Below are 23,796 nucleotides of genomic sequence, written 5' to 3'. Positions count from 1 at the left end.
CGAGCAGCCTTGCGCCGAGCAGCCCGCGGAGCCCTCGTCAGCGCGGCGCGCGCCCGGAGGCGCCCGGGGCGGGCCGCGGGTAGGTCCGGGACTGCTTGACGCTGCCGAACGCGAAGCTCGATTCGATCGAGGCGATCCCGGGGATGGCGTGGATCCGGTGGCGCACCAGGGATTCGTAGGCTTCCAGGTCCTCGATGACGACCCGGAGCAGGTAGTCGCTGCTGCCCGCCATCAGATAGCAGTCCTGGATGTGCTCGATCACCGCGACGTGCTCCTCGAACAGCCGCACCGCCTCCGCCGTGTGGCGTTCCAGGCGGATCCGGACGAAGACGGTGACCGGAAGCCCGAAGGCGACCTGGTCGACCATGGCCGTGTAGCCGCGGATCAGGCCCGCCTCCTCCAGCCGCCGCACCCGGCGCAGGCAGGGCGACGGGGACAGCCGGACGCGGTCGGCGAGGTCCTGGTTGGACAGGCGCCCGTCGGCCTGCAATTCCCTGATGATCTGCAGATCCACTGCGTCCATGGTCACTCCTTGGCAGATTCTGCCTCAAACGTATGTCCGAGAGGCAGAACTGGCAATCGGCTGCCCCGCCCCAAGCTCTAGCGTTGCCCAGGCACGGACCGGATCGGTCCGGGTCTCAGAGGCTGGAGCAATTCCTTGGTCGCGACGAACACCACCCGGGCGACCCTGCCTCCCGATGCGGCGGGCCCGCAGGCCGGACACCCCGGCCGGCGCGGGCTCTCCCCACAGGCCGAGGGCATGCTGGCCCTGCTGGTCACCGTGTCGATCTGGGCGGCCTTCGCGCTCAGCGCCCGGGCCCTGAGCGGTTCCTCCCTGCTGCCCGCCGACGCGGCCCTGCTGCGCTTCGGCGTCCCCCTCGTCGTCCTGTTCCCCGCCCTGTGGCGGCGCCGGCGCGCCATCGCCGCGGTGCGGCCGGGCCCCGCGGTGAAGATCGTCTGCGGTGCCGGGGTGCCGTTCTTCCTGGCCGCGATGCACGGCGGCGCGCTGACGTCCGCCGCCTTCGTCGGCTCCATCGTCCCCGGCATGGTCCCGCTGTTCGTCTCCGCGATCATGATCCGCCGGGGCCACGGCGTCCCCCGGGGCACGCAGGCCGCCGGGCTCGCCCTGATCGCGGCCGGCGTGGCCGCCCTCGTCTGGCGCTACGTCGTCCCCGTCGACACCGACGTCCTCGCCGGCGCCGGCACGCTCCTGGTGGCCAGCGGCCTCTGGGCCCTCTACACCGTGGGACTGCGCGAGGTCGACCTCGACCCGATCGGGTCGATCGGACTGCTGTGCCTGCCCTCCTTCGCCGTGATCGGGGTCCTGGTGCTGACCGGGGTGCTTCCCACCGGCATCGCGCACGCGGCGGGCAGCGACATCGCGCTGTTCCTCGTCGTGCAGGGGCTGGGGGTCGGCCTGTGCGCGGGCCTGCTGTACGCCTTCGCCATCCGCCGCCTCGGCGCCGAGCGCAGCGCCGTCGTCGGCAGCCTCAGCCCCGTGGCCGTCGTCCTGCTCGCCATCCCGCTGCTCGGCGAGACGCCGACCCTCGCCGTACTCGTCGGCGTACCCCTCATCACCGCCGGCGTCGTCCTCGCCAACCGCCGCCCACGACCCAAGGTTCCCGCAGATGCTTGAGCTCCTCCCCACGCCGCCCACCGACCCGCTGTGGGACCTGACCTACGAGTTCGGCAGTGACGAGCGGTCCGAACGCCTCAACCTCGTCCTCGGCGTCTACCGGGACCAGACGGGCACCACACCCGTCATGACCGCCGTGCGCGAGGCCGAGATCCGCCTGGCGGAGCGCTCCGACTCCAAGGAGTACCGCGGGCTCTCCGGCAACGCGGCCTTCAACCGCTCCCTGCTGGAGCTGGTCCTGGGCCCGGCCGGCCCGACCGACCGGGCCGCGGCCGTCCAGACCGTCGCGGGCTCCGGCGCGCTGCGGTTGCTCGCCGACCTGATCTGCCGGACCCGCCCGGGCACCACGGTGTGGATCAGCGATCCGGCCTACGTCAACCACCGGCCCATCCTGGAGGCCGCCGGGCTGCGCGTGCGTACGTACGGCTGGCGCGACGCCGAGGGCGGCTTCGACACGGCCGGTGTGCTGCGGGAACTGCAGGAAGCGGAGCGGGACGACGTGGTCCTGCTCCAGGGCTGCTGCCACAACCCCACGGGCGTGGACCCGCTGCTGGACGACTGGGAGGCGCTCGCCGAATCGGCCGCCCGCAGGGGCTGGGTGCCCTTCGTCGACCTCGCCTACCACGGGCTCGGCGACGGCCTGGAGGCCGACCTGCTGCCCACGCGGATGCTGGCGGCGCGGGTGCCGGAAATGCTGATCGCGGTCAGCTGCTCGAAGAACTTCGGCCTCTACAGCGACCGCGTCGGCTGCGCCATCGTGCTCGGCTCCTCGGGCCAGGCAGTCCGGCACGCCGAGACCGCCCTGCAGAACGCCGCGCGGACGCTCTACTCGATGCCGCCCGAGCACGGCGCGGCCGTGGTGACCACGATCCTGGAGGACGACGGGCTGCGGGCCGCCTGGCGCGCGGAACTGGAGGTCATGCGCGGCCGGATCATGGACAACCGGGCCGATCTGGTCGCCCACCTGAGCGCGCTCGGCTGCGCCGACCAGGCGCGCTCGCTCGCCCGGCAGAAGGGCATGTTCTCGATGCTGCCGCTGTCCGCGCAGCAGATGCTCCGGCTGCGCAGACAGTACGCCGTCTACGGCACGACCTCGGGGCGGATCAACATAGCGGGCATCCCGGCGCACCGGATCCCCTGCCTCGCCCGGGGCATCGCCGGCGTCCTCGGCACGGCCGGAGCGCCCCGCACGATCCCGACGCTCCCGCGGCAGCAGCAGTCCGGACCGGCCGCCGCCGTTCAGGCGTAGGGCCCGTCGGGGGGCACGGTCGCAGAGGACATGACAGTCCCCGGCAGTCCGTCGATTCCATGAGCCATCCGCCGTCGCCGATGGCTCCCCTGGTCGACAAGTGCTGCCGGGGGCCTGGCCAGAGCCTGGACAAGGGTCACGCGGGCCTGAGGACGTCTCCAGAGGGAGGTGCGGCTCTTTCCGGTTATCCGGTGTATTGATGAGTTTCCTCCCAATTCGCACCCAGTCAAGGCTTTGTTCGGACGTAGTCTGTAGAGAAATCCGCGTCGCGCCCGCCACGAGCCCGACGGAAGGTGCCGCCATGACCACATGGCCCGTTTCGCGACCCGCCCGAGGGCCCGGCGCCACGGTCTGGGCGCCCGAAACCGTCACCGCAGACCCGTACAACGCCCAGACCCCCTCGGCCGCGCTGGCCGAGCCGGTCACCCCCGTCGGGGCCTTCTTCGTACGCGACCACTTCGGCATCCCGCGGACCCCGCCCGGCCGCTGGCGGCTGCGGATCGGCGGCGCCGCGGCCGCCCCCTTCGCCATCGGCTACGCAGAGCTGCTCGCGATGGACCACCGGGAACTCGACGTCGTGGTGGAGTGCGCGGGCAACGGCCGCAGCCTGATGACACCCCGCCCGCCCGGCCTGCCCTGGGGCGAGCAGGCGGTGGGCTGCGCGCACTTCGCCGGAGTGCCCTTCCGCCTCCTCGCCGAGCGGGCCCTGATCGGGCCGCCGGCCGTGGAGATCGTCTTCACCGGGGCCGACTCCGGCCCGGTGCGCGGCCACCGGGCGGCCTTCGAGCGCAGCCTCCCGCTCTCCGTGGCCCTCCACCCGGACACCCTCCTCGTCACCCGCATGAACGGAGAGCCGCTCACCCCCGAGCACGGGGCCCCGGTCCGCCTGGTGGTCCCCGGCCGCTACGCGGTCGCCGACGTGAAGTGGCTGGTCGGGGCCCGGGCCGTGACCCGCCCGTTCGCCGGTGTCTTCCAGAGCGAGGAGTACCTCTACGTGGCCTCCCGCGGCACCCCCGAGGGCCCGGTGGCGAACGTGCGGGTCAAGTCGCTCATCACCGAGCCCGAACCGGACACGGCCGTGTGCCGGGGCCACGAGACCCTCGTCCGCGGCCGCGCCTGGTCGGGCGGCGGGGTGCCGCTGCGGAGCGTCGAGGTGCGCGCCGAGTACGAGGACGACGACCGCCACCGCGAGCGCGGCTGGCACCAGGCCCTCCTCGAAGCGCCCGCAGGCCCCTACGGCTGGAGCAGCTGGTCGTACCGGTGGACGCCGCAGCAGCCCGGACCGTACCGGCTGGTCTCCCGTGCCACCGACGCCCACGGCGACACACAGCCGCCGCAGGCCCCGTGGAACGCCCGCGGCTACGGCTGCAACCCCGTGGCCGCGGTCGAGGTGGTGGCCGTATGAACGCGGCCGGTGAGGCATGCGCATCAGGCGACGCGGCCGGTCCCGGCGCTGCCGCGCCCCGGCCGGATCGGCCGACACAGAGCCCCGCGCTCATGCCTCGGATAGGGTGAATCGGTAGGAATCAGGCCCCCCGGGGTGAGGTCGGTGCGTTGGACACTTACCAGGCGACGAACGAGGTGCCGGACCCGACGGCCGCGGCTGTCGGGTACGCGGGCGTGCTCCGCGAGCTGCTGCCGATCGCCCTGTGGCGGGAGGACGCCGACGGGCGCATCGTGGAGTGGTCGCTGGCCGCCCAGGACCTGCTCGGGCACCGCCCCGAGGACATCATCGGGCTCCCCGGCAGCGCCATGCTCGTCCCCGAGGCCAATCACGAGCTCGCCGACCAGCTGACCCGGCGCGTCCAGTCCGGCGAGACCGTCGTCGGCACCCTGCCCGTGCGCCACCGCGACGGTCACCGCGTCCCGATGGAGATGTGGATCGTCCCCGCCGCCGACCCGCAGGGCCGGACGGGGGCCATGCTCATCGCCGTGGAGACCTCCGAGGTGCTCCACATGCGGGACTCCCTCGCCGCCCTCCAGAGCCTGTTCACCCAGTCGCCCATAGGTCTCGCCACCCTCGGCACCGACCTGCGGTTCCTCCGCGTCAACGACGCCCTGGCCCGGATGAACGGCGTCTCCGCCGCCGAGCACCTCGGCAAACGGCTCAGCGAGGTGGTCCCCGGGGTCAATGCCCTCGCGCTGGAAGCGACGATGCAGCAGGTCCTCGACCGGGGCACCGCCGTCGTCGACGTCCGCCGCACCGGGCGGACCCCCGCCGACCCGGAGCACGACCGGACCTGGTCCTGCTCGTACGCCCCGCTGCTGGACGGCTCCGGCCGGGCCCTCGGGGTGATCGCCTCGCTCATCGACATCACCGAGGGCCAGCAGGCCCAGGCCGACGCCGAACGGGCCCGGCACCGGTTCGCCCTGCTCGCCGAGGCGGGCACCCGCATCGGCACCACCCTGGACCTCCACCAGACCGCCCAGGAGATCGTGGACGTGCTGGTGCCGCAGCTCGCGGACTCGGCCGACGTCCAGCTGCTCGAAGCGGTCCTGCTCCCCGACGAGGGCCCGGTCCACGCGGCCTCCACACGCGGTGTCCTGCGCCGGCTGGCCGCCCACTTCCCCGACCCGACCGCCCCCACCGCGAAACTCGCCCCCGGCCAGACCTTCCAGATCCCCATGGGCACCACCTACGAGCAGGTCATCGCCGAGGGACGGCCCATGGACCTCTACCTCGCCGACATCCCGGCACTGATCACCTCCCCGCGCGCCGAGGCCCTGCGCACCTACCTCGCCACCCTGGGCTCGGCCCGCCTGGTCCCGCTGGTCGCCCGCGGCACCGTGCTCGGCGCCGTCGCCGTGACCCGCACGCGCGAGCGGGAACCCTTCGACGAGCAGGACCGCATCGTCGTCGACGAGCTGGTCGCCCGCGCCGCCCTCAACATCGACAACGCCCGGATGTACACCCTCCAGCGCCAGGCGGCCCTCACCCTCCAGCGCAGCCTCACCAACAGCGCGCTGCCCGAGGTCCCGGGCCTCGAACTCACCGGGCGCTACCTGCCCGCCAGCGACCACGACGTCGGCGGGGACTGGTACGACGTCATCCCGCTGCCCGGCGGCCGGACCGGGCTGGTCATCGGGGACGTCATGGGCCACGGCGTCCACGCCGCCGCCGTCATGGGGCAGTTGCGCACGGCCGTACGGACCCTCGCGCGCCACGACGTGCCCCCGGCCCAGCTGCTCCGCTCGCTCGACGCCGTCGTGGCCGACCTGGGCGAGGACGAGATGGCCACCTGTGTGTACGCCGTCCACGACGCGGCGTCGGGCGGCTGCGTGATCGCCCGGGCCGGCCACCCGCCGCCCGCCGTGGTCACCCCCGACGGGGTCATCGCCTTCCTCGACGGCCCGCCCGGGACCCCGCTGGGCACGGGCGGGCAGGACTTCCGCACCGAGGAGGTACGGCTGCCGCCGGGGAGCCTGCTCGTGCTCTACACCGACGGCCTCATCGAGGCCCGGGACCGGGACCTCGACCAGGGGATGGCTCAGCTGGCGGGGGCCCTGAACGGGGTGGAGCAGCCCCTGGAGGAACTGTGCGAGGGGATCCTGCGGCTGATGCTGCCGTGCGCCCAGCAGGACGACGTCGCGGTGCTGCTGGCCCGTACCCGGCCGGTGTGACCCCGGGCCCCAGGGCCCCCGGCCAGGGCCCCGGCCCCGAGGCCCCGAACCCGGTCGGCCGGCTCACCAGGCCAGGTCCTCCAGCGCGTCCAGGTCCAGCGGGTCCGCCGCCCGCGGCTCAGGGCCCCCGGTCAGCGGCAGCTCGGCCCAGATGACCTTGCCGCGCTCGGTGTAACGGGTGCCCCACCGGTCGGCGTACTGGGCCACGAGGAACAGCCCGCGCCCACCCTCGTCGGTGGTCGCCGCGTACCGCAGGTGCGGTGAGGTGCTGCTGCCGTCGGAGACCTCGCAGACGAGGCTGCGGTCGCGCAGCAGCCGCACCCGCACGGGCGCGCTCCCGTACCGGATGGCGTTGGTGATCAGCTCGCTGAGGATCAGCTCGGTGGAGAAGGAGATCTCCTCCAGCCCCCACGCGGCGAGCTGCGCCGCGCCCGCGTTGCGCACGCGCGAGACGGCCGAGGCCTCGCCCGGCACCTCCCACTCGGCGATCCGGTCGGCCTCCAGCCGCCGGGTGTCGGCGACCAGCAGGGCGATGTCGTCGCTCGGCACCGGGAACAGCATCGCGGCGAGCACGTCCGAGCAGGCCTGGTCGGGGCTGCGGCCGGGCCGCGCCAGCGACTCGCCCAGCAGGTGCAGTCCGGCGTCGAAGTCCCGGTCGCGGTCCTCCACCAGGCCGTCGGTGAACAGCACCAGCCGGCTCCCCTCGGGCAGCATGAAATCGGCGGCCTCGAAGGGCATGCCACCGACGCCCAGGGGCAGCCCGGCCGGCAGCTCGGGGAATTCGACGTCCGCTCCGGGCCGGATCAGCGCGGGCCCGGGATGGCCGGCGCTGGCCATCAGGCACCGCCCGGAGACCGGGTCGTAGACCGCGTAGAGACAGGTGGCACCGGTGACCCCGGCCGGCTCGGCGACCCCGTCCGAGGCGTCCTCGGCGCCGCCCTCCCCGTCCCCGCCCGCGAGGCCGCTCCCGGTGTCGTTCTGGTCGATCCGGCTGATCAGCTCGTCCAAGTGCCCGAGCAGCTCGTCGGGGGGCAGGTCCAGGGTGGAGAAATTGTGCACCGCGGTCCGCAGCCGGCCCATGGTCGCCGCGGCGTGCACCCCGTGCCCCACGACATCGCCGACGACCAGCGCCACCCGGCCCCCCGGCAGCGGGATCACGTCGAACCAGTCCCCGCCCACCCCCGCCTTCGCGGGCAGATAGCGGAAGGCCACGTCCACCGCGTTCTGGGCGGGCAGCACCCGGGGCAGGAGGCTGCGCTGGAGCGTCACGGCCATCGCGTGCTCGCGGGTGAAGCGGCGGGCGTTGTCGATGGAGACGGCCGCGCGCGCACCCAGCTCGGCCGCGAAGGACCGGTCTTCCTCGTCGAACGGCTCCGGGGTGTCGGCCCGCCAGAAGTTGGCCATGCCCAGGACCACGCCCCGGGCCCGGAGCGGTACGGAGATCAGTGAGTGCAGCCCGTAGTCGAGGGCCACCCGGGTGCCCTGGGAGTCCTGGGCCCGCCAGCCCATGGCCGCGTTCAGGTCGGCCGCGAGCACCGCGTGCCCGGCGTCCAGGGCCGCCGCCATCGGGGCCGTCGGCACGACGAACCGGATGATGTCGCCCACCGGCTGGAGCGGCGAGTCGGCACGTACGCCGGTGATGGCGGCCCGGCGCATCTCGGTGTAGACACCGGTGACCAGCGAGGGCTCGTCACCGTGCAGCACCGGCTCCAGCAGCTCCACCGTGACGAAGTCCGCGAACCGGGGGACGGCGACCTCCGACAGCTCCTCGGCGGTGCGCACCACGTCCAGGGTGGTACCGATCCGCACACCGGCGTCGTAGAGCAGCTGGAGCCGGCCACGGGCCACCTCCGCCCGGCCGGAGAGCGCGGCGAGCTCGGTGGAGTCGCGCAGGGTCACGACGCTGCCCGTGGACATGCCCTTGTACTGCGCGGTGGGCCGTACGTTGACGGCGAGCAGCCGGTCGCCCGCCAGGTGCACGTGGTCCGTCACGACCCGGCCGGAGGCGAGCAGTTCGGCGGTGCGCGGGTCGAGGCCGAGGTCCGTGACGTGCCGGTTCTCGGGGTCGGGCGGCAGGCCGAGCAGCCGGCGGGCCTCGTCGTTGGCCAGGACGAGCCGCTGGCCGGCGTCGATGATGAGCACGCCCTCTCGGACGGCGTGCAGGACGGCCTCGTGGTGCTCGTTGATCCGGCTCATCTCGGCGGCGCCCAGGCCCCGGGTCTGGCGCCGCAGCCGGCCGCTGACCAGGGCGGCGCCACCGGTGCCGAGCAGCAGGGCGCCCGCGGCCGCACCGAGCAGGAGCGGGAGCTGGCCTTCGACGACCTGGGAGACGTTCTCGACGTCTATGCCGGTGCCGACCAGGCCGATGACGACGCCGTCGGAGTTCCGTATCGGGACGATGGCCCGGACGGCGTCGCTCGGCTCGCCCCGGAAGGTCTCCGTGAAGGCATGCCCGGCGAGGGCGCGGCTGAGGTCACCGGTGGCCCGCCGGCCGATCAGCTCGGGCTGCGAGTCGGTGTAGCGGATCCCGTCGGTGTTCATGACGGCGATGAAGTCGACGCCCGAGCCCCGGCGGGCGGCCTCGGCCAGCGGCTGGAGCAGAGCGGTCGGATCCGTCGAGAGCAGCGCCGACACGATACCGGGGGAGTGCGCGAAGGACTCGGCCGCCGCGAGCGAGCGGTGACGGGCGTCGCGCTCGCTGTCGTACTGGGCCTGGAACACCAGGGCCGCCGCAGCGGCGGCGATCAGCAGCAGCACGATCATCGCCTGGAGGGCGAAGACCTGACCGGCGACGCTGTGTGCCCACCGGGACAGGCGCGCGAACAGCCGCGAGCCCCACCCGGTCGGCTGGCGACCAAAACGTCCGGTCATGAGCCCTTTCTAACACTGTCCGGGGGGTTTGGTGCGGCTGCCGGTGCGGAGGAGGCCGCACGGTACGCGCGCGGGCCGAGGCCGACGTACGCGGTGAAGTGCTGGCGGAAGGTGACCTCGCTGGCGAAACCGGCCCGCCGGGCCACTTCCGGCACCGGATGGTCGGTGCGCTCCAGCAGCTTGCGGGCCGCGTCCAGCCGGTGGCCCAGCAGCCACCGGTGCGGGGTGGCGCCGGTCGCGGCGGCGAAGTGCCGGGCGAAGGAACGCGGGGACATCCCGGCCCAGCCGGCCATGGTCGCCACGGACAGGGGCTCGTGCAGCGAACGCAGGGCGCGCGCCCGTACGGCGGCCAGCGCCTCGGCCGTCCGGTCCGCGGCCGGGACGGGCCGGTCCAGGTACTGGGCGTGGTCCCCGGTGCGGAAGGGGCCCGTCACCATGGAGCGGGCGATGGCGGCGGCGGCTTCGGCGCCGTGCGCCTCCCGGACCAGGTGCAGGCACAGGTCGATCCCGGAAGCCACCCCGGCGGAGGTCCACAGCCCGCCGTCCTCGACGTAGAGCGGGGCGTCCTCGACCACGATCCCCGGGTAGCGCGCGGCGAGCTGCGGGGCCAGCCACCAGTGGGTGACCGCCCGGCGGCCCTCCAGCAGACCGGCCTCCGCCAGGATGAACGCCCCGGCGCACAGGGCGGCGACCGGCACGCCCCGGCCGTGCGCCTCGCGCAGGGCGGCGAGGACCGGCCCGGGCGTCGGATCGGCCGGCTCGGCCAGCGCCGGTACGACGACCAGGTCCGCGGTGGCCAGCCAGTCCAGCCCCCGGTCGGGGGACAGGGTCAGCCCGCCGGGCAGCGGGATCGGACCGGGCTCCAGGGCGCACCGGCGCAGCTCGAAGCCCGGCACACCGGCATGGCTGCGGTCGGGGCCCCAGACCTCGGTGATGACGGCGAGGTCGAAGCTGCGGATACCGGGCTGGACGACGATCGCGACACGGCGCATCCGGCCAGTCTGCCAGGGGGCCGGAACTGCCAGTCTGGCAGGATCCCATCGGTACGGGGCCTCGCGGGCGCTGTCGGGCCCGCGGCCCGGCGGACAGCATGGAGCCATGACAACGACCGCGATCGAGATCGCCCCCGACAGTGCCCTGCTGGTCATCGACGTGCAGAAGGGCTTCGACGAGGAGTCCTTCTGGGGGCCCCGCAACAATCCGGCGGCCGAGGACAACATCGCGGCCCTGATGGACGCATGGCAGGCGGCCGGCCGCCCGGTGGTCCTCGTCCGGCACGCGTCCGTACAGCCCGGCTCCGTCCTCGCCGCCGACCACCCCGGCCATGCCTTCAAGGACCTGGTCGAGAAGCGGAGCCAGGGGGCCCTGGTGATCACCAAGACCGTGAACTCGGCCTTCTACGGCACCCCGGACCTGGACGACTGGCTCAAGGCCCAGGGGATCGGCCAGCTGGTGCTGGTGGGCATCCAGACCAACATGTGCGTCGAGACCACGGCCCGGATGGCGGGGAACCTGGGCTACGACGTGCTCGTCCCGCTCGACGCCACGCACACCTTCGACCTCGCCGGGCCGGGGGGCCTCGCCCTGACGGCGGACGAGCTCGCCACCGCCACCGCGGTGAACCTCCACGGCGGCGGCTTCGCCCGCGTGGTCACCACGTCCGACCTCCTGCGGTAGCCCCGTCCAACCCGGCCTCGCCGGCGGCCATCTCAGCCTCGCCGGCGTTTGAGGCGCGGGGTCTGGGGCGGAGCCCCGGGAAACCCGGCTCCGCCGGGCACCGGGCTCTGCCCGGACCCTCCCGCAGCTACCGCTGGGAGGTGCCCCCTGCTCAAACGCCGGCGAGGCTGGGTCTGGCCCGGCGAAGCTGAAATGGCTCGGCGAGGCCGGATGCGGCGGAGCCGGAAAGGCTGAGGGCCCCGCCCCGGGACAAGGGGGTCGGGGCCCTCGAAGGAGGCGGCCGCGTCAGAGGACGTCGGCGGCGATGTTGGCGGCGACCTGCTCCAGCAGGGGACCCGCGTTCGGGATGGACCTGGCCGGGTCGGGCTCCAGGGCCGTAAGCGGGTACGCCTTGCGGATGCCGGCCCCCTCCAGCGCCTCCTGGGTCAGGAGCAGCCGGCCGCAGACGGCCACCACGGGCTTGCCCGCCGCACGCGCCGCGGCCGCGACACCCGCCGGGGCCTTGCCGTGCAGGGTCTGCTCGTCCAGGGAGCCCTCACCGGTGATGACCAGCGTGGCCCGCTCCAGCGCGGGGGCGAAGCCCAGCACCTCCAGCATCAGCTCGATGCCGGGACGGAACGTCGCGCCGAGCAGCAGGGCCCCGTAGCCGATGCCGCCCGCGCCACCGGCACCCGGGAGCACCGCGCACTCGGCGGCCTTCGCGCCGAGCGACTTCTCCAGGACCACCGCGAAGTGCGCCAGCGCCGCGTCGAGCGTCGCCACGTCCTCGGGCGACGCCCCCTTCTGCGGGCCGTAGACCGCGGCGCAGCCCTTCGGGCCGGTCAGCGGGTTGTCCACGTCGCTCGCGAGGACGAACTCCACCTCCGCGAAGCGCGGGTCGATTCCGGACAGGTCGGCCGAGGCCAGCTCGGCCAGCGCACCGCCGCCCGGACCCACCGGTTCGCCGTTCGCATCCAGGAACACCGCGCCCAGGGCGGCCAGCATGCCGGCGCCGCCGTCGGTGGTGGCACTGCCGCCCACGCCGAAGACGATCGAGCGCGCGCCCGCGTCCAGCGCGGCCTTGAGCAGCTCGCCCGAGCCGTACGTGGTCGCCGTCAGCGCGGCGAAGGTGCCCGCCGGCAGCAGCTGCAGCCCGGAGGCTTCCGCCATCTCGACCACCGCTGTGCCCTCGCGCAGCGCGAAGGCGGCCGTGACCTGGTCGCCGAGGGGTCCGGTGACCCGTACCTCCCGGCGTTCGAAGCCGGCTGCCACGGCTGCCGCGACCGTTCCGTCGCCGCCGTCCGCGACGGGGAGGGTCTCGATCTCCACGTCCGGTACGGCCCTGCGCAGGCCGGCCGTCACCCGCTCCGCGACCTGAACGGCCGTGAGCGAGCCCTTGAATTTGTCCGCGGCGATGAGCACGCGCGCGGCCTCAGTTACTGCTCCGTCCGTCACCTTGCTATTCCCTTGCTATCGAACAGTGCAGTCGCGCCGCCATGAGCTTATCCGGAGGATCCTCCTATGCCCATGAGTGGCCTGGGCCACACCCGGCGCGCCATGCCCCTAAATAGGGATATACGCCCGCATAGTGTGGCCGCATGAGCGCGGAATCACTGGAACGGCCACGTCCGGACACCCCGGGAGGGGGATCCGGCGGCCCCGCGGACGGCGCGCCCGACCAGGCCGTCGTCACCATGGGTGTGATCGCCGTGCTGGCCGTCGTCGCCTGGGCGGCCCTGGCCGCGGACTCCTTCGACACGGCCTCCGGAACCGCGCTCTCCTGGGTGCTGGGCAACTTCGCCTGGCTGTTCGTGATCGCCGCCGACGTCTTCCTCGTCATGTGCGTCGTCCTCGCGATCAGCCGGTTCGGCCGGATCCGCCTCGGCGCCGACGACTCCGAGCCCGAGTTCACCAACCTCGCGTGGATCGCGATGATGTTCAGCGCCGGTATGGGCATCGGCCTGATGTTCTACGGGGTGGGGGAGCCGCTCACCCACTACCTGGCCCCGCCCCCGGCCTCCGGGGCGGCCCCCCGCACCGGCGCCGCCGCCCTCGCGGCCATGGAGTACTCCTTCTTCCACTGGACCCTCACCCCCTGGGCGATCTACGGCATCGCCGGCCTCGCCCTGGCCTACGCGACTTTCCGCAAGGGCCGCGGCAACCGCCTCAGCTCCGCCTTCGTCCCCCTGATGGGAGCGGAACGGGCCGACGGCCGGCTCGGCAAGGCCATCGACCTGCTGGCCGTGTTCGCCACGGTCTTCGGCACCGCCACCAGCCTCGGCCTCGGGGCGCTCCAGGTCTCCAAAGGGCTCAGCCTCACGACCGGCATCGAGGACTCCGTCACGGTCGAGCTGGTCATCATCGGCTCGCTGTCGGCGGCCTTCGTCCTCTCCGCCTTCTCCGGCCTGCACAAGGGCGTGAAGTGGCTCAGCACCATCAACATCGTGCTCGCCGCCACCCTGATGCTCTTCGTCTTCGTGCTCGGCCCCACCGTCTACATCCTCGACGTGATCCCTTCCAGTATCGGCGGGTACCTGAGCGAGCTGGTGCCCATGGCCAGCCGCACCGGCGCCTTCACCGACTCCAAGTGGCTCGGCGCGTGGACGATCTTCTACTGGGCCTGGTGGCTCTCCTGGGCCCCCTTCGTCGGCACCTTCATCGCCCGCATCTCGCGCGGCCGCACCATCCGCGAGTTCCTCATCGGCGTGCTGCTCGTCCCCAGCGGGGCCACCGTGGTCTGGTTCTGCGTCATGGGCGGCACCGCCATCCGCCTCGACTCCACAGGCGCCGTCGACTTCGCCGTCAAGATCAAGGACGGTACGGAGGCCTCGCTCTTCGCGATGCTGGACGCCCTGCCGCTCTCCGCGGTCACCTCATGGGTCGCCATGGTCCTGGTCATGACCTACTTCGTCACCAGCGCCGACTCGGCCTCCCTGGTGATGGGCTCACTCACCAGCCGCGGCTCCCTCAACCCGCCCACCTGGCTCGTCGTCACCTGGGGCGTGCTGATGGCCGCCGTCGCCGCCGTCCTGCTCGTCGCGGGCGGCCTGAAGTCCCTGCAGACCGCCACCATCCTGGTCGCGCTGCCCTTCGTCATCGTCATGATGATGCTCTGCTGGGCCCTGGTGAAGGAACTCCGTACGGACCCCGGCGCCGGACCCGCCCGCCACCACCCCCTGCACGGGATGCGGGACGCGGTCCGGGCCATGGTCGGCGACGCCATCACCGAACAGGGGGCGGCCCGCCACCCGCGGCTGCGGCGCGTGGCCGGGTCCAAGGGGCGGGAGCACGAGGACGGCGAAGGCCCGGGGACCCCGGAGGCGTGACACCTCGGGTTCCCCGGGCCCTGATCCGGCGGGCGGGTCCTGCGGCCCGTCAGGAGAGCTCGTACACCGCCATCCGGCCGTTGTCGTAGACCTTCTTCGCGAGTTCGGCCAGGAGCGGCGACTCGGCGCCCGACGGGCGGTGCGCCACCACGTAGCGGACGTGGTGCCGGTCGTGGAGCCGGCCCAGGATCTCGGCCGTCGGCCGGTAGACCGCGTCCTCGTTGAGCCGGAACAGCTCCTGGTCCCAGAAGGGGCCGCCGTAGGCGGCCGAGCCGCCCGACAGCGCCATGGCGCGCGGCGCGTACGCCCAGCCCTCGATCAGCACCGACCGCTCCGAGTACGCGCTGAGCCACTGCGAGCGGACGTTGTCGCACGACGCCCCGGCGGGCAGCGGGCCCTCCAGCTCCCAGCAGTGGCTGTTGGTCGCCAGCACGTCCGACGGCTCGCTGTGGGCACGGATCCAGCGCGCCGCCTGCACCTGCGAGCCGGGCATGACCCAGGAGTACGACCACAGGGATTCCCGGGACTGCAGGACGTCGTGGAAGAGCCCCGGGGTGCCGGCCGTGAGGGCGGCGGTCAGCAGGACGATCGCGCCGCGGCCGCGCAGCGCGGGCAAGACCCGGCCGCCGAGCCGCCACAGGACCGCGCCGGCCAGGGCGGCCAGGGCCAGCGCGCCGGCCAGGGCGAGCGCGGGCAGCAACACGGAGTAGGGGGTGGCCGCGCTCCGCTCGTCCCCGGCGAGCCGCAGGACGTAGGCCGACCAGCGGCCGGAGTAGCGGTAGATCCCGAAGGTGAGCAGCGCCGAGAAGGCGATCACGCCGAAGGCGAGTGCGGCCTTGCCCCGTGCGCCGAGCGCGGCGCGTTCGAAGGTCTCGCAGAAGCCCCAGGCCGAGAGCACGGCCCCGAAGGGCAGCGCGGCGAGCGTGAAGTAGCTGGCGTTGTAGCCGTTGACGGCCAGATAGGCACACGGTCCCGCCACGGAGGCGCCGAGCAGGAACCACTGGACGGGTTCCAGCCGGAAGCGCCGCTTCGAGATCAGCGGGATCATGCCGAGCAGCTTCAGCTGGTGGTTGAGCACGAAGGCGGCCAGGGTGCCCACGACCACGAGGGCCTGGAACGCCGGTGAGCGCAGGTGCCCCGGATCGGCCCAGTAGCCGCGGATGTTGCCGAACGGGATGACTTCGAGGCCGTAGCTCTCGAAGTTGAAGATGACGGCCGTCGCGAAGAGCTGGGCTCCGCCGAGGATCGCGCCCAGCCCGACCACGTGCCACGGGATGCGCCGGGTGGAGATCAGCAGGACGAGGCCGGTCAGGGCCAGGCCGGCCAGGGTGACGGGCAGGGTGCTCGCCTTGGCCGCGGTGGAGGCCAGGGCGAACAGCGCGACGAGGACGTACACCCCGCGGCCGAAGAGCGGGACCCGGTCGCCGCCCTCACCGCCCTCGCCGTCCGCGGCCGCCTCGCCGTCCCTGCGGCTCCGGCGCAGGGCGTCGCCGACGACCCCCATCAGCGCGATCAGCAGCGGCTGGCTGTACGTCTGGGAGAGGCTCGACCAGGACATCAGCCGGACGGCGGGGGCGCCGAAGGTCCAGGTGGGGACGGGGTTGGGATAGATCGCGGTGAACTCGGCGACCGCGAAGACCAGCAGTGCGGCCAGCGGCCCCGCCCAGGCCCGCCCGATGAGGCGCCGAGCCACCACGGCGGTGATCACCATGCCGAGCGCCGCCAGCGCGGGGACCATGAGCCTGGACTCGATCACCGCGAGGTCGAGGTGACCGACCATGTCGGTCATCGCCATGTGGGCGAAGGTGAACCAGTGGTAGTACAGGGGCTCGCCGGAAGCCTGGGGAAGGGTCAGCGGGACGTTCTGCTTCGCGTTCGCGGCGAGCGACAGCATGTACGGCATGTCGCCGAACAGCCTGCTGTCCTCCTTGTCCGGGAGCACCGGGTAGAGGGACAGGAAGACCTGGTGGAAGTAGACGCTGCTGAGCATCACCGTCCCGGAGACCGACCAGGACCAGCCCAGCGAGGGACTGGTGTACCCGCGCGGACGCCAGTGCCGGCGGAGCTTCGGCACGGCGGCGAAGGGGACCACCACGGCGAGCGGCCACGCGAGGGCGAACCCCTGGGCGCCGGACCCGACGAGGACCGCCCAGGCGGCCAGTTCCAGGACGAGGCCGGTGACCGCACCGAAGGCGAGGTCCTCGACCAGCGAGTGCGGCCGCCGGCGCAGGGCCCGGAAGACCAGCGTGCCGGGGAGCATGACGCCCCAGAGCACGTAGAAGGTGTACCGGGCGATGTCGCCGACCGGGGTGTCCGAGGCCAGCAGCAGGGAGACCAGGAGAAGGTACGCGGCGGCCGCCGGCAGGAAACGCCAGAACGCGTGCGGTCCGGGCCGGTCGGTCGCGGGGGACGGGGACGAGCCGCTCAGCGGCCGCGCTCCGAGGTCGGTCCGCTCGGGCGTGGCGCTGCCAGTTGTACCCATGTGTCTTGTTCTTCCCTACCTGCTATGCGTCGGCCGCCCCGGATGGGGGCGGCCGGGAGCGCCCCGGACCGGGGCGCCAGGGATCAGGCCGCGTACTCGGAGACCCGCTGGTCGCGGTCGGCGGCTGCGGCGTCCTCGGCGGAGTCGTAGCCGACGAAGTAGGCGGGCCGGGCCTGGACGGCCGAGTAGATCCGGCCTATGTACTCGCCGAGCAGGCCCACGCAGATGAGCTGGACACCGCCGATGAAGAGCATGCCGATGAACAGCGACGACCAGCCGGGCACGGTCGAGCCGAACGCGTACTGGAGCGTCGTGTAGATCGCCAGGCAGAAGCAGACGAGGAAGCTCAGCAGGCCGAGCCAGGTGGCGAGCCGCAGCGGGCTGGCGGAGAAGTTCGTGATGCTGTCGAGGGCCAGGCGGACCATCTTGGACAGCGGGTAGTGGGTGCTGCCGGCGACCCGCTCCTCGCGGACGTAGACGACCTCGCCGCTGCTGAAGCCGAGCCACGGCACGAGCAGCCGGTAGACCGGCTGGTGCTCGGGCAGGGACTTGAGAGCGTCGACGGCGGCCCGGCTGAGCAGGCGGAAGTCGCCGGCCTGGTTGGGCATGTTCTTGCCGACGAGCTTGCGCATCAGCCAGTAGTAGACGCCGGCCGTGCGCCGCTTGAAGAAGGTGTCGGTGCCGCGGTCACCGCGGACGCCGTAGACGATGTCCAGGTTCTTCTCGCGGGCCAGCTCGTACATCTCGACGATCTTCTCCGGCGGGTCCTGGAGGTCGGCGTCGATGCTCACGACGTACGCGCCGTAGGCCCGGTGGATGCCCGCGGTCAGCGCGGCCTGGTGCCCGGAGTTGCGGGCGAAGCGCACGATGCGCAGCTCGGGCCACTCCTGGCGGATCTTCTGCATGATCATCGGAGTGGCATCGGTGCTGCCGTCGTCGATGCCGACCACCTCGTAGCTGATCCCCATGCCGTCCAGGATCGGGCGCAGGCGCGCCACGGTCAGGGGCAGGGCCTCCTGCTCGTTGTAGATCGGGATCACGACGGACAGCACGGGTGCCGACCGGTCGGCTGCGTCGCGTGCCGGGGCTGCTGCGTTCTGCATGGAGGGGCTTGTCTTCAATCTCCGAGTGCGGAAGACCGCCGGCGGGTGCCTGACGATCTGACCTGCCGAGAGCAGGACGTCGGCAGTGGACACCAGGCCGACGACGCGGAGGCGCACCAGCTACCGGAGCCCTGGGTGCCACAGGGCAGAAGCAAGTGACCCGGGCGATCGGTAACAATATCATCAGTAAAGCAATCATCATTTGGCCATCTTTGGACCCGAGGGGACCGAACACCCCGCACGGCCCGGCCGCGACGCCTCGGTAGGGTTGCGGCGTGACCACCGCAGATGACTACGCCACGTACATCGCGAGCCTGCCCCGGGTGCTGGCCGGCGCGGCCGCCCTCTACCGGGACGCCCAAGGCCGGGTCCTGCTCGTCGAGCCCAACTACCGCGAGGGCTGGACCCTGCCGGGCGGCACCGTCGAGTCGGACCAGGACGAGTCTCCGCGCACCGCGGCCCGGCGCGAGAGCGCCGAGGAGATCGGCCTCGACCTCCCCCTCGGCCGTCTTCTCGCCGTCGACTGGGTGCTGGGCCCCGGCCGCCCGCCGCTGGTCGCCTACGTCTACGACGGCGGCGTACTCGACGAGGCCCAGCTCGCCTCCGTCACGCTGCAGGAGGAGGAGCTGATCTCCTGGCGGCTGGTCGAGCCCGCCGAACTCACCGCCTACCTGACCGAATCGCTCGGACTGCGCACCCAAGAGGCGTACCGGATCGTGCAGTCGGGCGAGGGCACCGCGGAGCTGGAGAACGGCCGGCGCCCGGTCACCTCGTGACCGGGCGCGCCGTAACACCGGACTTACCCCGACCAGGACAGAATCAGCAGATGATCACGATGTACGCCTGGCCCAGCACCGCCGACGGGCCCGACGCCCTTCCCATGGTGCACTTCACCACCGACCAGCAGGCCGGTGGTGAAGTCACTCCGGAGGGGACCCCGGTCTGGCTCTTCGACACCGCGATACGCGAGGGCGGCTGGGCGCAGTTCACCGATTTCGAGCGCTGGTCCGTCCCGGCCGCCGGCTGGCAGGCGTTCTACCGCCGCGAGGACGACCTCCTCGCCGTCACCGGACCCGGCTCCTGCGAGGGCTGGTACCAGGGCAACCTCGGCGCCGACCCCGACTGGGTGGCGGCCGCCGCCACCCAGCAGAGCGTGGTCCTGCTCGCCGCCCCGGTCCAGCACCCCTCGCTGTACGGCTACGCCGTGGAGGCCGGAGCCGCCTTCGCGCTGCTCGTTCCGCTCCTCGTCGTCTGACCCGGCCGGGTCGGGTCACGCCAGGAGCTTGGCCTTGGCGCGGTCGAACTCCTCCTGCGTGATGTCGCCCTTGTCCTTGAGGGCGGAGAGCTTGTGCAGCTCGTCCGCGCTGCCTCCGGAGCCCGCCGTCTTCTGGACGTAGTCCCGGAAGGCGGCCTGGTTCTCCTGGGCCTGCTTCAGGTCCCGCTCGCCCATGCTCCTTCCCCGGGCGATGAGGTAGACGAACACGCCCAGGAAGGGCACCAGGAGTACGAAGATCAGCCATCCTGCCTTCCCCCAGCCGCTGAGGCTGTGGTCACGGAAGATATCCGTGATGACCTTGAAGAGCAGGAAGAACCACATGATCCACAGGAACAGGTACAGCATCGTCCAGAAGATGTTGAGAAGCGGATAGTCGTCCATGCCCGACTCCGATCATGTAGCGGTATTCCATTCATACAACCGCTTCAAAAACTCCGCATTTCGGAATGGGGCAGGGCCGGACCGCCCTTCGGGACCGGCCTTCGGGACAGAACTCAGGCCTGTTCTCCGGACTCGAAGGCCAGCAGCCGGACCTTGCGGTCGAGCCCGCCGCCGTAGCCGGTCATCCCGCCCGACGCGCCGATCACCCGGTGGCAGGGCACGATGATGCCGACCGGGTTCTTCCCGTTCGCCAGGCCCACCGCGCGCGAGGCGCTGGGCTTGCCCAGCCTGGCCGCGAGCTCCCCGTACGACCACGTCTCGCCGTACGGGATCCGCACGAGCTGGTCCCAGACGCTGCGCTGGAAATCGGTGCCCTCCAGGCGCAGCGGGAGGTCGAACTCCGTGAGTTCCCCGGCGAAGTACGCGGTCAGCTGGCGCGCCACCTCGGGGAAGGGCTCCTCGGCGGCGGCCACCCGCTCCCCGAAGGACTCCTCGGCCGGCCGGTGGCGCTGCCCGGACATGTAGAGGCCGCTGAGGACCCCGTCCGTGGCGACCAGGGTCAGCGGGCCGTAGGGGCTGTCGAGGACGGTGTGCGTCTTGGCGCTGGTCATGGTGGATCGCATCGCTGGTGCTCCTCAGGCGGGCAGGTGGTTGATGGGGTGGGCGTCGGTGGCCCACAGGTACTGGACGGCGTACGCGCGCCAGGGCCGCCATGCGGCCGCCCGCGCGGTGAGTGCCGAGGGGGTGGACGGCAGCCCGAGCCCCTGCGCCGCCCGCCGGATCCCCAGATCGGACGGCAGGAATGCGTCCGGGTCACCGAGCGCCCGCATCGCGATCACCTCGGTGGTCCACGGGCCGAAGCCGGGCAGCGCCGTCAGCCGGGCCCGCGCCGCCTCCCAGTCGCTGTCGAGGCCGAGCGCCAGCGAGCCGTCGGCGAGCGCCGAGACCAGGGTGGTCAGCGTGGCGCGCCGGCTGCGCGGCAGGGCCAGCGCCTCCGGGTCCAGCCCGGCGAGCGCCTGCGGGGAGGGGAACAGGTGGGTCAGCCCGCCCAGCGGGTCCTCGACCGGCTCCCCGTGCGCGGCGACCAGCCGGGCCGCGTGCGTGCGCGCCGCCGCAGTGGAGACCTGCTGGCCCAGCACCGCCCGCACGGCGAACTCCGGTGCGTCGACCGTACGGGGCACACGGCGCCCGGGGGCCTTGTCCACGAGCGGGGCCAGCAGCGGATCGGAGCGCAGCTGCTCGTCGACCGCCTCGGGGTCGGCGTCCAGGTCGAGCATCCAGCGGCAGCGGCTGATGGCGATGGTGAGGTCGCGCAGGTCGGTCAGGGCGAGCCGGCAGCCGATGTGGTCGGGCTGCGGGGTCAGGGCGACGACACCGGTGCCGTAGGGCAGGCGCAGGGTGCGGCGGTAGGCGCCGTCGCGCCACTCCTCGACCCCGGGGACGGCGGTCGCGGCGAGGTGCCCGAAGAGGTTGTCGGGGTTCAGCGGGGCCCGGAACGGCAGCCGCAGACTGATCGTCCCCGGGATCCGGGGCGGGGCGTTCCTGCTGCGGCCGGCTTTGACGGCCCGCTCCCGCAGCTCGCTCGGGGACAGGGCGAAGACCTCGCGGACCGTGTCGTTGAAGGTCCGGATGGAGGAGAACCCGGCGGCGAAGGCCACATCGCCCATCGGGAGCTCGGAGGTCTCGATGAGCAGCCGGGCGGTCTGGGCGCGCTGGGCCCGGGCCAGGGCCAGCGGACCGGCCCCGAGCTCGGCGTTCAGCTGCCGCTCGACCTGGCGGGCGGAGTACCCCAGCCGTGTGGCCAGGCCAGGCACCCCCTCCCGGTCCACGACGCCGTCCTGGATCAGCCGCATCGCTCGCGCGACGGCGTCGGCGCGGGCGTTCCACTCGGGGGAACCGGGACTCGTATCGGGCCGGCAGCGCTTGCACGCGCGGAACCCGGCCTGCTGGCAGGCGGCCGCGCTGGGCAGGAAGGTCATGTTCTCGACCTTCGGCGGCACGGCGGGGCAGCTGGGCCTGCAGTAGATCCGGGTGGTCAGGACGGCGGTGAAGAACCAGCCGTCGAAGCGGGCGTCCTTCGACTGCACGGCCCTTACGCAGCGCTCGGTGTCGGTGTGCATGCGTCCAGCTTCGGGGTTCCGGTTACGCCAGGCTGGCGGTTTTCCGACATCAAGGCTAGCCGGGTCCCGGCGGTGGTGGGGGCGGGGCCGGGTCCGGCGGCGGGGCGGGGGTCGTCCGGGGTAGGCATGATTTATGGCCCCCCGGCGGAACGAAAAGTGCCCGGCGGTCCGGGCCACAAATCACGTTTTACACCCCGGACAACCCCCACCCCACCACCGGCCCCGACCCCGCCCGGGGTCCATCCGCACACCGGGCCAGGTACGGGTCCCTCTGTGTCGGCTACGGGGGCTGGGAGGTGTGGGAGGGGTCGGCGGCGGGGTGGGGAGTGTCCGGGGTGTAAAACGTGATTTGTTGGCCCGGACCGCCGGGGTCCTGTGCGACCCGGCTCAGGGGCCATAAATCATGCCTACCCCGGACACTCCCCACCCCGCCGCCGACCCCGGCCCCGGCCTCCACGGCCCCCGTACCCGCCCACCGGCCCCGGGAACGGCAGAAGGCCCCGGATGCCATCGGCATCCGGGGCCTTCTCCGGTACAGCTAGCGCAGCGTCGTGGCGCGGGCCTCGCGGCGGTTGTGCCGGAAGGTGTTGGCCTTCCGGGTCGTCGCGAAGAGCGGAATGGTCGCCGCCATCGCGATCTGCAGGGCGCAGCCCGTCTGGAGCAGCAGCTGACCGCCCGGGGCGTCGAACGCCCAGGCCGCCAGCAGCCCCATCGCGCCGATGATCCAGCAGAGCATCGCCACGGCGAGAACACCCCGCGGCTTGGGGTACTCGACCCGGCTCACCATCAGCCAGGCCACCCCGATGATCGCCAGCAGCGTCGGGACGAACGGCAGCTCCAGCAGCACGATCGAGACGACCGTGAGCGCGCCGAAGGGGCTCGGCATGCCCTGGAACATGCCGTCCTTCATCGTCACGCAGCTGAATCTCGCGAGTCTGAGCACCACGGCGAGCAGCACCACGATCGCGGCCAGCGCCGACATCTTCTGGTGCGCGTCGACGGCGACCATGCCGTAGACGAGCACGAAGTAGGCCGGCGCGAGGCCGAAGCTGATCAGGTCGGACAGGTTGTCCAGCTCGGCACCCATCGGCGAGCTGCGCAGCTTGCGGGCCACGATGCCGTCGAAGAGGTCGAAGACCGCGGCGAGCAGCATCAGTATCACCGCCGTCGCGGCGCTGTTGCGGGCCATGCCCGATTCGCCACTGCCGGTGAGGTGCGGGATGAGGATTCCGGTGGTGGTGAAGTACACCGCCATGAATCCGCACGTGGCGTTACCGAGCGTGAGGGTGTCCGCTATCGACAGCCGCAGCGAGAGCGGCATGTCGTCCTCGGCGGACTCCTCCTCGGCAGGTTCGGGAACCCAGCCGGCGGCCGGAGTCTCAGGGTCAGTCACGGTCAATTCGTGTCACCCCCGCGGTGGTGGCCTGACCGACCTCGACCGCGACCTCGACGCCCTCGGGGAGGTAGATGTCGACGCGGGAGCCGAAGCGGATCAGACCGATGCGTTCGCCCTGCTCCACCTTGGTTCCGGCCGGCAGGTACGGCACGATGCGACGGGCGACGGCGCCGGCGATCTGCACCATCTCGATGTCACCGAGTTCGGTGTCGAAGTGCCAGACAACGCGCTCGTTGTTCTCGCTCTCCTTGTTGAACGCCGGGACGAATCCGCCGGGGATGTGCTCCACGGACGTCACCGTGCCCGCGAGGGGCGCGCGGTTGACGTGGACGTTCAGCGGGCTCATGAAGATCGCGACCCGGGTCCGTCCGTCCTTCCACGGCATGATGCTCTGCACCACACCGTCGGCGGGCGAGATGACACGGCCCTGAGCGATCTCACGCTCGGGGTCGCGGAAGAACCACAGCATGCCCGCGGCGAGCGCGGTGGCGGGCACGGCCGCCGCGGCCCAGCGTCCGGACTTGCGGGCCCGGGTGAGGCTGAGCGCCGCGGTGGCGACGGTCGGCAGAAGCCACGGCGATGCTCCGCGCGCGAGGCGTACGCCAAGGAGGCTGTCGCGAGGTGCAGAGGTTTGGCTGTGGGGCATGGATGACCTTCGTAGCGGGTGATTGCCGCGCCG

At 72.6% G+C, this 23,796-nt stretch carries 19 protein-coding genes; 8 read left to right on the top strand and 11 right to left on the bottom strand.

Annotated features, from left to right (window positions below; genetic code table 11):
* Positions 1 to 37 precede the first annotated feature (37 nt).
* Positions 38 to 523: an Lrp/AsnC family transcriptional regulator gene (locus ACZ4YL_RS01790; RefSeq protein ID WP_301365009.1), complete on the bottom strand. Its 486-nt coding sequence runs from the start codon at positions 521 to 523 to the stop codon at positions 38 to 40.
* 135 nt (positions 524 to 658) lie between these two features.
* Between ACZ4YL_RS01790 and ACZ4YL_RS01785 the strand changes: the two genes are divergently transcribed.
* The 4 genes from ACZ4YL_RS01785 to ACZ4YL_RS01770 all read left to right on the top strand — a co-directional run bounded on the left by ACZ4YL_RS01785 (position 659) and on the right by ACZ4YL_RS01770 (position 6,506).
* Positions 659 to 1,636 carry a DMT family transporter gene (locus ACZ4YL_RS01785; RefSeq protein WP_468113242.1) on the top strand — a complete coding sequence of 326 codons (978 nt, stop codon included), beginning with the start codon at positions 659 to 661 and terminating at the stop codon, positions 1,634 to 1,636.
* Positions 1,629 to 2,885: an amino acid aminotransferase gene (locus tag ACZ4YL_RS01780; protein ID WP_468113241.1), complete on the top strand. Its 1,257-nt coding sequence runs from the start codon at positions 1,629 to 1,631 to the stop codon at positions 2,883 to 2,885. The genes ACZ4YL_RS01785 and ACZ4YL_RS01780 overlap by 8 nt, the downstream gene beginning before the upstream one ends.
* 301 nt (positions 2,886 to 3,186) lie before the next feature.
* On the top strand, positions 3,187 to 4,290 hold the full coding sequence (locus ACZ4YL_RS01775) for a molybdopterin-dependent oxidoreductase (protein WP_468113240.1): 1,104 nt from the start codon (positions 3,187 to 3,189) through the stop codon (positions 4,288 to 4,290).
* A gap of 149 nt (positions 4,291 to 4,439) precedes the next feature.
* Positions 4,440 to 6,506, top strand: a complete 2,067-nt coding sequence (locus ACZ4YL_RS01770; RefSeq protein WP_468113239.1) for a SpoIIE family protein phosphatase — start codon at positions 4,440 to 4,442, stop codon at positions 6,504 to 6,506.
* A 63-nt stretch (positions 6,507 to 6,569) separates the two neighbouring features.
* On the opposite strand, the gene ACZ4YL_RS01765 is transcribed toward ACZ4YL_RS01770, so the two are convergent.
* Both ACZ4YL_RS01765 and ACZ4YL_RS01760 read right to left on the bottom strand, forming a co-directional pair.
* Positions 6,570 to 9,377, bottom strand: a complete 2,808-nt coding sequence (locus ACZ4YL_RS01765; protein ID WP_468113238.1) for a SpoIIE family protein phosphatase — start codon at positions 9,375 to 9,377, stop codon at positions 6,570 to 6,572.
* On the bottom strand, positions 9,374 to 10,369 hold the full coding sequence (locus ACZ4YL_RS01760; RefSeq protein ID WP_468113237.1) for a GlxA family transcriptional regulator: 996 nt from the start codon (positions 10,367 to 10,369) through the stop codon (positions 9,374 to 9,376). Before ACZ4YL_RS01760 ends, ACZ4YL_RS01765 begins: the two co-directional genes overlap by 4 nt.
* A 106-nt stretch (positions 10,370 to 10,475) precedes the next feature.
* Here ACZ4YL_RS01760 and ACZ4YL_RS01755 point away from each other — a divergent pair, with 106 nt between their 5' ends.
* Entirely contained in the window at positions 10,476 to 11,054 is a 579-nt protein-coding gene (locus tag ACZ4YL_RS01755; protein ID WP_468113236.1) for a cysteine hydrolase family protein, read from the top strand.
* 285 nt (positions 11,055 to 11,339) lie between these two features.
* Here ACZ4YL_RS01755 and ACZ4YL_RS01750 read toward each other — a convergent pair whose 3' ends face one another.
* On the bottom strand, positions 11,340 to 12,488 hold the full coding sequence (locus ACZ4YL_RS01750) for a glycerate kinase (RefSeq protein WP_468113235.1): 1,149 nt from the start codon (positions 12,486 to 12,488) through the stop codon (positions 11,340 to 11,342).
* Positions 12,489 to 12,631: 143 nt separating this feature from the next.
* Here ACZ4YL_RS01750 and ACZ4YL_RS01745 point away from each other — a divergent pair, with 143 nt between their 5' ends.
* Positions 12,632 to 14,359, top strand: a complete 1,728-nt coding sequence (locus ACZ4YL_RS01745) for a BCCT family transporter (RefSeq protein WP_468113234.1) — start codon at positions 12,632 to 12,634, stop codon at positions 14,357 to 14,359.
* Between the two features lie 49 nt (positions 14,360 to 14,408).
* On the opposite strand, the gene ACZ4YL_RS01740 is transcribed toward ACZ4YL_RS01745, so the two are convergent.
* Together ACZ4YL_RS01740 and ACZ4YL_RS01735 are read right to left on the bottom strand one after the other, a co-directional pair.
* Positions 14,409 to 16,841 (bottom strand): hypothetical protein, encoded by a 2,433-nt coding sequence (locus ACZ4YL_RS01740; RefSeq protein ID WP_468113233.1) that lies wholly within the window; start codon positions 16,839 to 16,841, stop codon positions 14,409 to 14,411.
* An 83-nt stretch (positions 16,842 to 16,924) separates the two neighbouring features.
* On the bottom strand, positions 16,925 to 17,944 hold the full coding sequence (locus ACZ4YL_RS01735) for a glycosyltransferase family 2 protein (RefSeq protein ID WP_351148486.1): 1,020 nt from the start codon (positions 17,942 to 17,944) through the stop codon (positions 16,925 to 16,927).
* A 275-nt stretch (positions 17,945 to 18,219) separates the two neighbouring features.
* Here ACZ4YL_RS01735 and ACZ4YL_RS01730 point away from each other — a divergent pair, with 275 nt between their 5' ends.
* Both ACZ4YL_RS01730 and ACZ4YL_RS01725 read left to right on the top strand, forming a co-directional pair.
* Positions 18,220 to 18,720 carry an NUDIX domain-containing protein gene (locus ACZ4YL_RS01730; RefSeq protein ID WP_468113232.1) on the top strand — a complete coding sequence of 167 codons (501 nt, stop codon included), beginning with the start codon at positions 18,220 to 18,222 and terminating at the stop codon, positions 18,718 to 18,720.
* 50 nt (positions 18,721 to 18,770) lie between these two features.
* Entirely contained in the window at positions 18,771 to 19,199 is a 429-nt protein-coding gene (locus ACZ4YL_RS01725; protein ID WP_468113231.1) for a hypothetical protein, read from the top strand.
* 15 nt (positions 19,200 to 19,214) lie between these two features.
* Here ACZ4YL_RS01725 and ACZ4YL_RS01720 read toward each other — a convergent pair whose 3' ends face one another.
* From ACZ4YL_RS01720 to ACZ4YL_RS01700, 5 genes are all read right to left on the bottom strand, one after another.
* Complete coding sequence (locus ACZ4YL_RS01720; protein ID WP_468113230.1) at positions 19,215 to 19,601, bottom strand: SHOCT domain-containing protein; 387 nt, start codon at positions 19,599 to 19,601, stop codon at positions 19,215 to 19,217.
* Positions 19,602 to 19,714: 113 nt separating this feature from the next.
* Complete coding sequence (locus ACZ4YL_RS01715) at positions 19,715 to 20,224, bottom strand: methylated-DNA--[protein]-cysteine S-methyltransferase (protein WP_468113229.1); 510 nt, start codon at positions 20,222 to 20,224, stop codon at positions 19,715 to 19,717.
* A 12-nt stretch (positions 20,225 to 20,236) separates the two neighbouring features.
* Complete coding sequence (locus ACZ4YL_RS01710; protein ID WP_468113228.1) at positions 20,237 to 21,721, bottom strand: AlkA N-terminal domain-containing protein; 1,485 nt, start codon at positions 21,719 to 21,721, stop codon at positions 20,237 to 20,239.
* Between the two features lie 538 nt (positions 21,722 to 22,259).
* Positions 22,260 to 23,042 (bottom strand): CDP-diacylglycerol--serine O-phosphatidyltransferase, encoded by a 783-nt coding sequence (gene pssA / locus ACZ4YL_RS01705; RefSeq protein ID WP_468113471.1) that lies wholly within the window; start codon positions 23,040 to 23,042, stop codon positions 22,260 to 22,262.
* 64 nt (positions 23,043 to 23,106) lie between these two features.
* Positions 23,107 to 23,763, bottom strand: a complete 657-nt coding sequence (locus ACZ4YL_RS01700; RefSeq protein ID WP_030010161.1) for a phosphatidylserine decarboxylase — start codon at positions 23,761 to 23,763, stop codon at positions 23,107 to 23,109.
* Between the last annotated feature and the right edge of the window lie 33 nt (positions 23,764 to 23,796).

The organism is Streptomyces sp. NPDC030021, from assembly GCF_055574035.1.
The sequence above is the reverse complement of the archived record's forward strand: the minus strand, read 5'-3'. Positions and strand labels throughout refer to the sequence as shown.

Bases quoted from the DNA above. Each gene is read 5' to 3' on its own strand.
- ACZ4YL_RS01790 (WP_301365009.1), bottom strand. From the start codon at position 523: ATGGACGCAGTGGATCTGCAGATCATCAGGGAATTGCAGGCCGACGGG.
- ACZ4YL_RS01780 (WP_468113241.1), top strand. From the start codon at position 1,629: ATGCTTGAGCTCCTCCCCACGCCGCCCACCGACCCGCTGTGGGACCTG.
- ACZ4YL_RS01775 (WP_468113240.1), top strand. From the start codon at position 3,187: ATGACCACATGGCCCGTTTCGCGACCCGCCCGAGGGCCCGGCGCCACG.
- ACZ4YL_RS01765 (WP_468113238.1), bottom strand. From the start codon at position 9,377: ATGACCGGACGTTTTGGTCGCCAGCCGACCGGGTGGGGCTCGCGGCTG.
- ACZ4YL_RS01760 (WP_468113237.1), bottom strand. From the start codon at position 10,369: ATGCGCCGTGTCGCGATCGTCGTCCAGCCCGGTATCCGCAGCTTCGAC.
- ACZ4YL_RS01755 (WP_468113236.1), top strand. From the start codon at position 10,476: ATGACAACGACCGCGATCGAGATCGCCCCCGACAGTGCCCTGCTGGTC.
- ACZ4YL_RS01745 (WP_468113234.1), top strand. From the start codon at position 12,632: ATGAGCGCGGAATCACTGGAACGGCCACGTCCGGACACCCCGGGAGGG.
- ACZ4YL_RS01740 (WP_468113233.1), bottom strand. From the start codon at position 16,841: ATGGGTACAACTGGCAGCGCCACGCCCGAGCGGACCGACCTCGGAGCG.
- ACZ4YL_RS01735 (WP_351148486.1), bottom strand. From the start codon at position 17,944: ATGCAGAACGCAGCAGCCCCGGCACGCGACGCAGCCGACCGGTCGGCA.
- ACZ4YL_RS01725 (WP_468113231.1), top strand. From the start codon at position 18,771: ATGATCACGATGTACGCCTGGCCCAGCACCGCCGACGGGCCCGACGCC.
- ACZ4YL_RS01720 (WP_468113230.1), bottom strand. From the start codon at position 19,601: ATGGACGACTATCCGCTTCTCAACATCTTCTGGACGATGCTGTACCTG.
- ACZ4YL_RS01715 (WP_468113229.1), bottom strand. From the start codon at position 20,224: ATGCGATCCACCATGACCAGCGCCAAGACGCACACCGTCCTCGACAGC.
- ACZ4YL_RS01710 (WP_468113228.1), bottom strand. From the start codon at position 21,721: ATGCACACCGACACCGAGCGCTGCGTAAGGGCCGTGCAGTCGAAGGAC.
- pssA (WP_468113471.1), bottom strand. From the start codon at position 23,042: ATGCCGCTCTCGCTGCGGCTGTCGATAGCGGACACCCTCACGCTCGGT.
- ACZ4YL_RS01700 (WP_030010161.1), bottom strand. From the start codon at position 23,763: ATGCCCCACAGCCAAACCTCTGCACCTCGCGACAGCCTCCTTGGCGTA.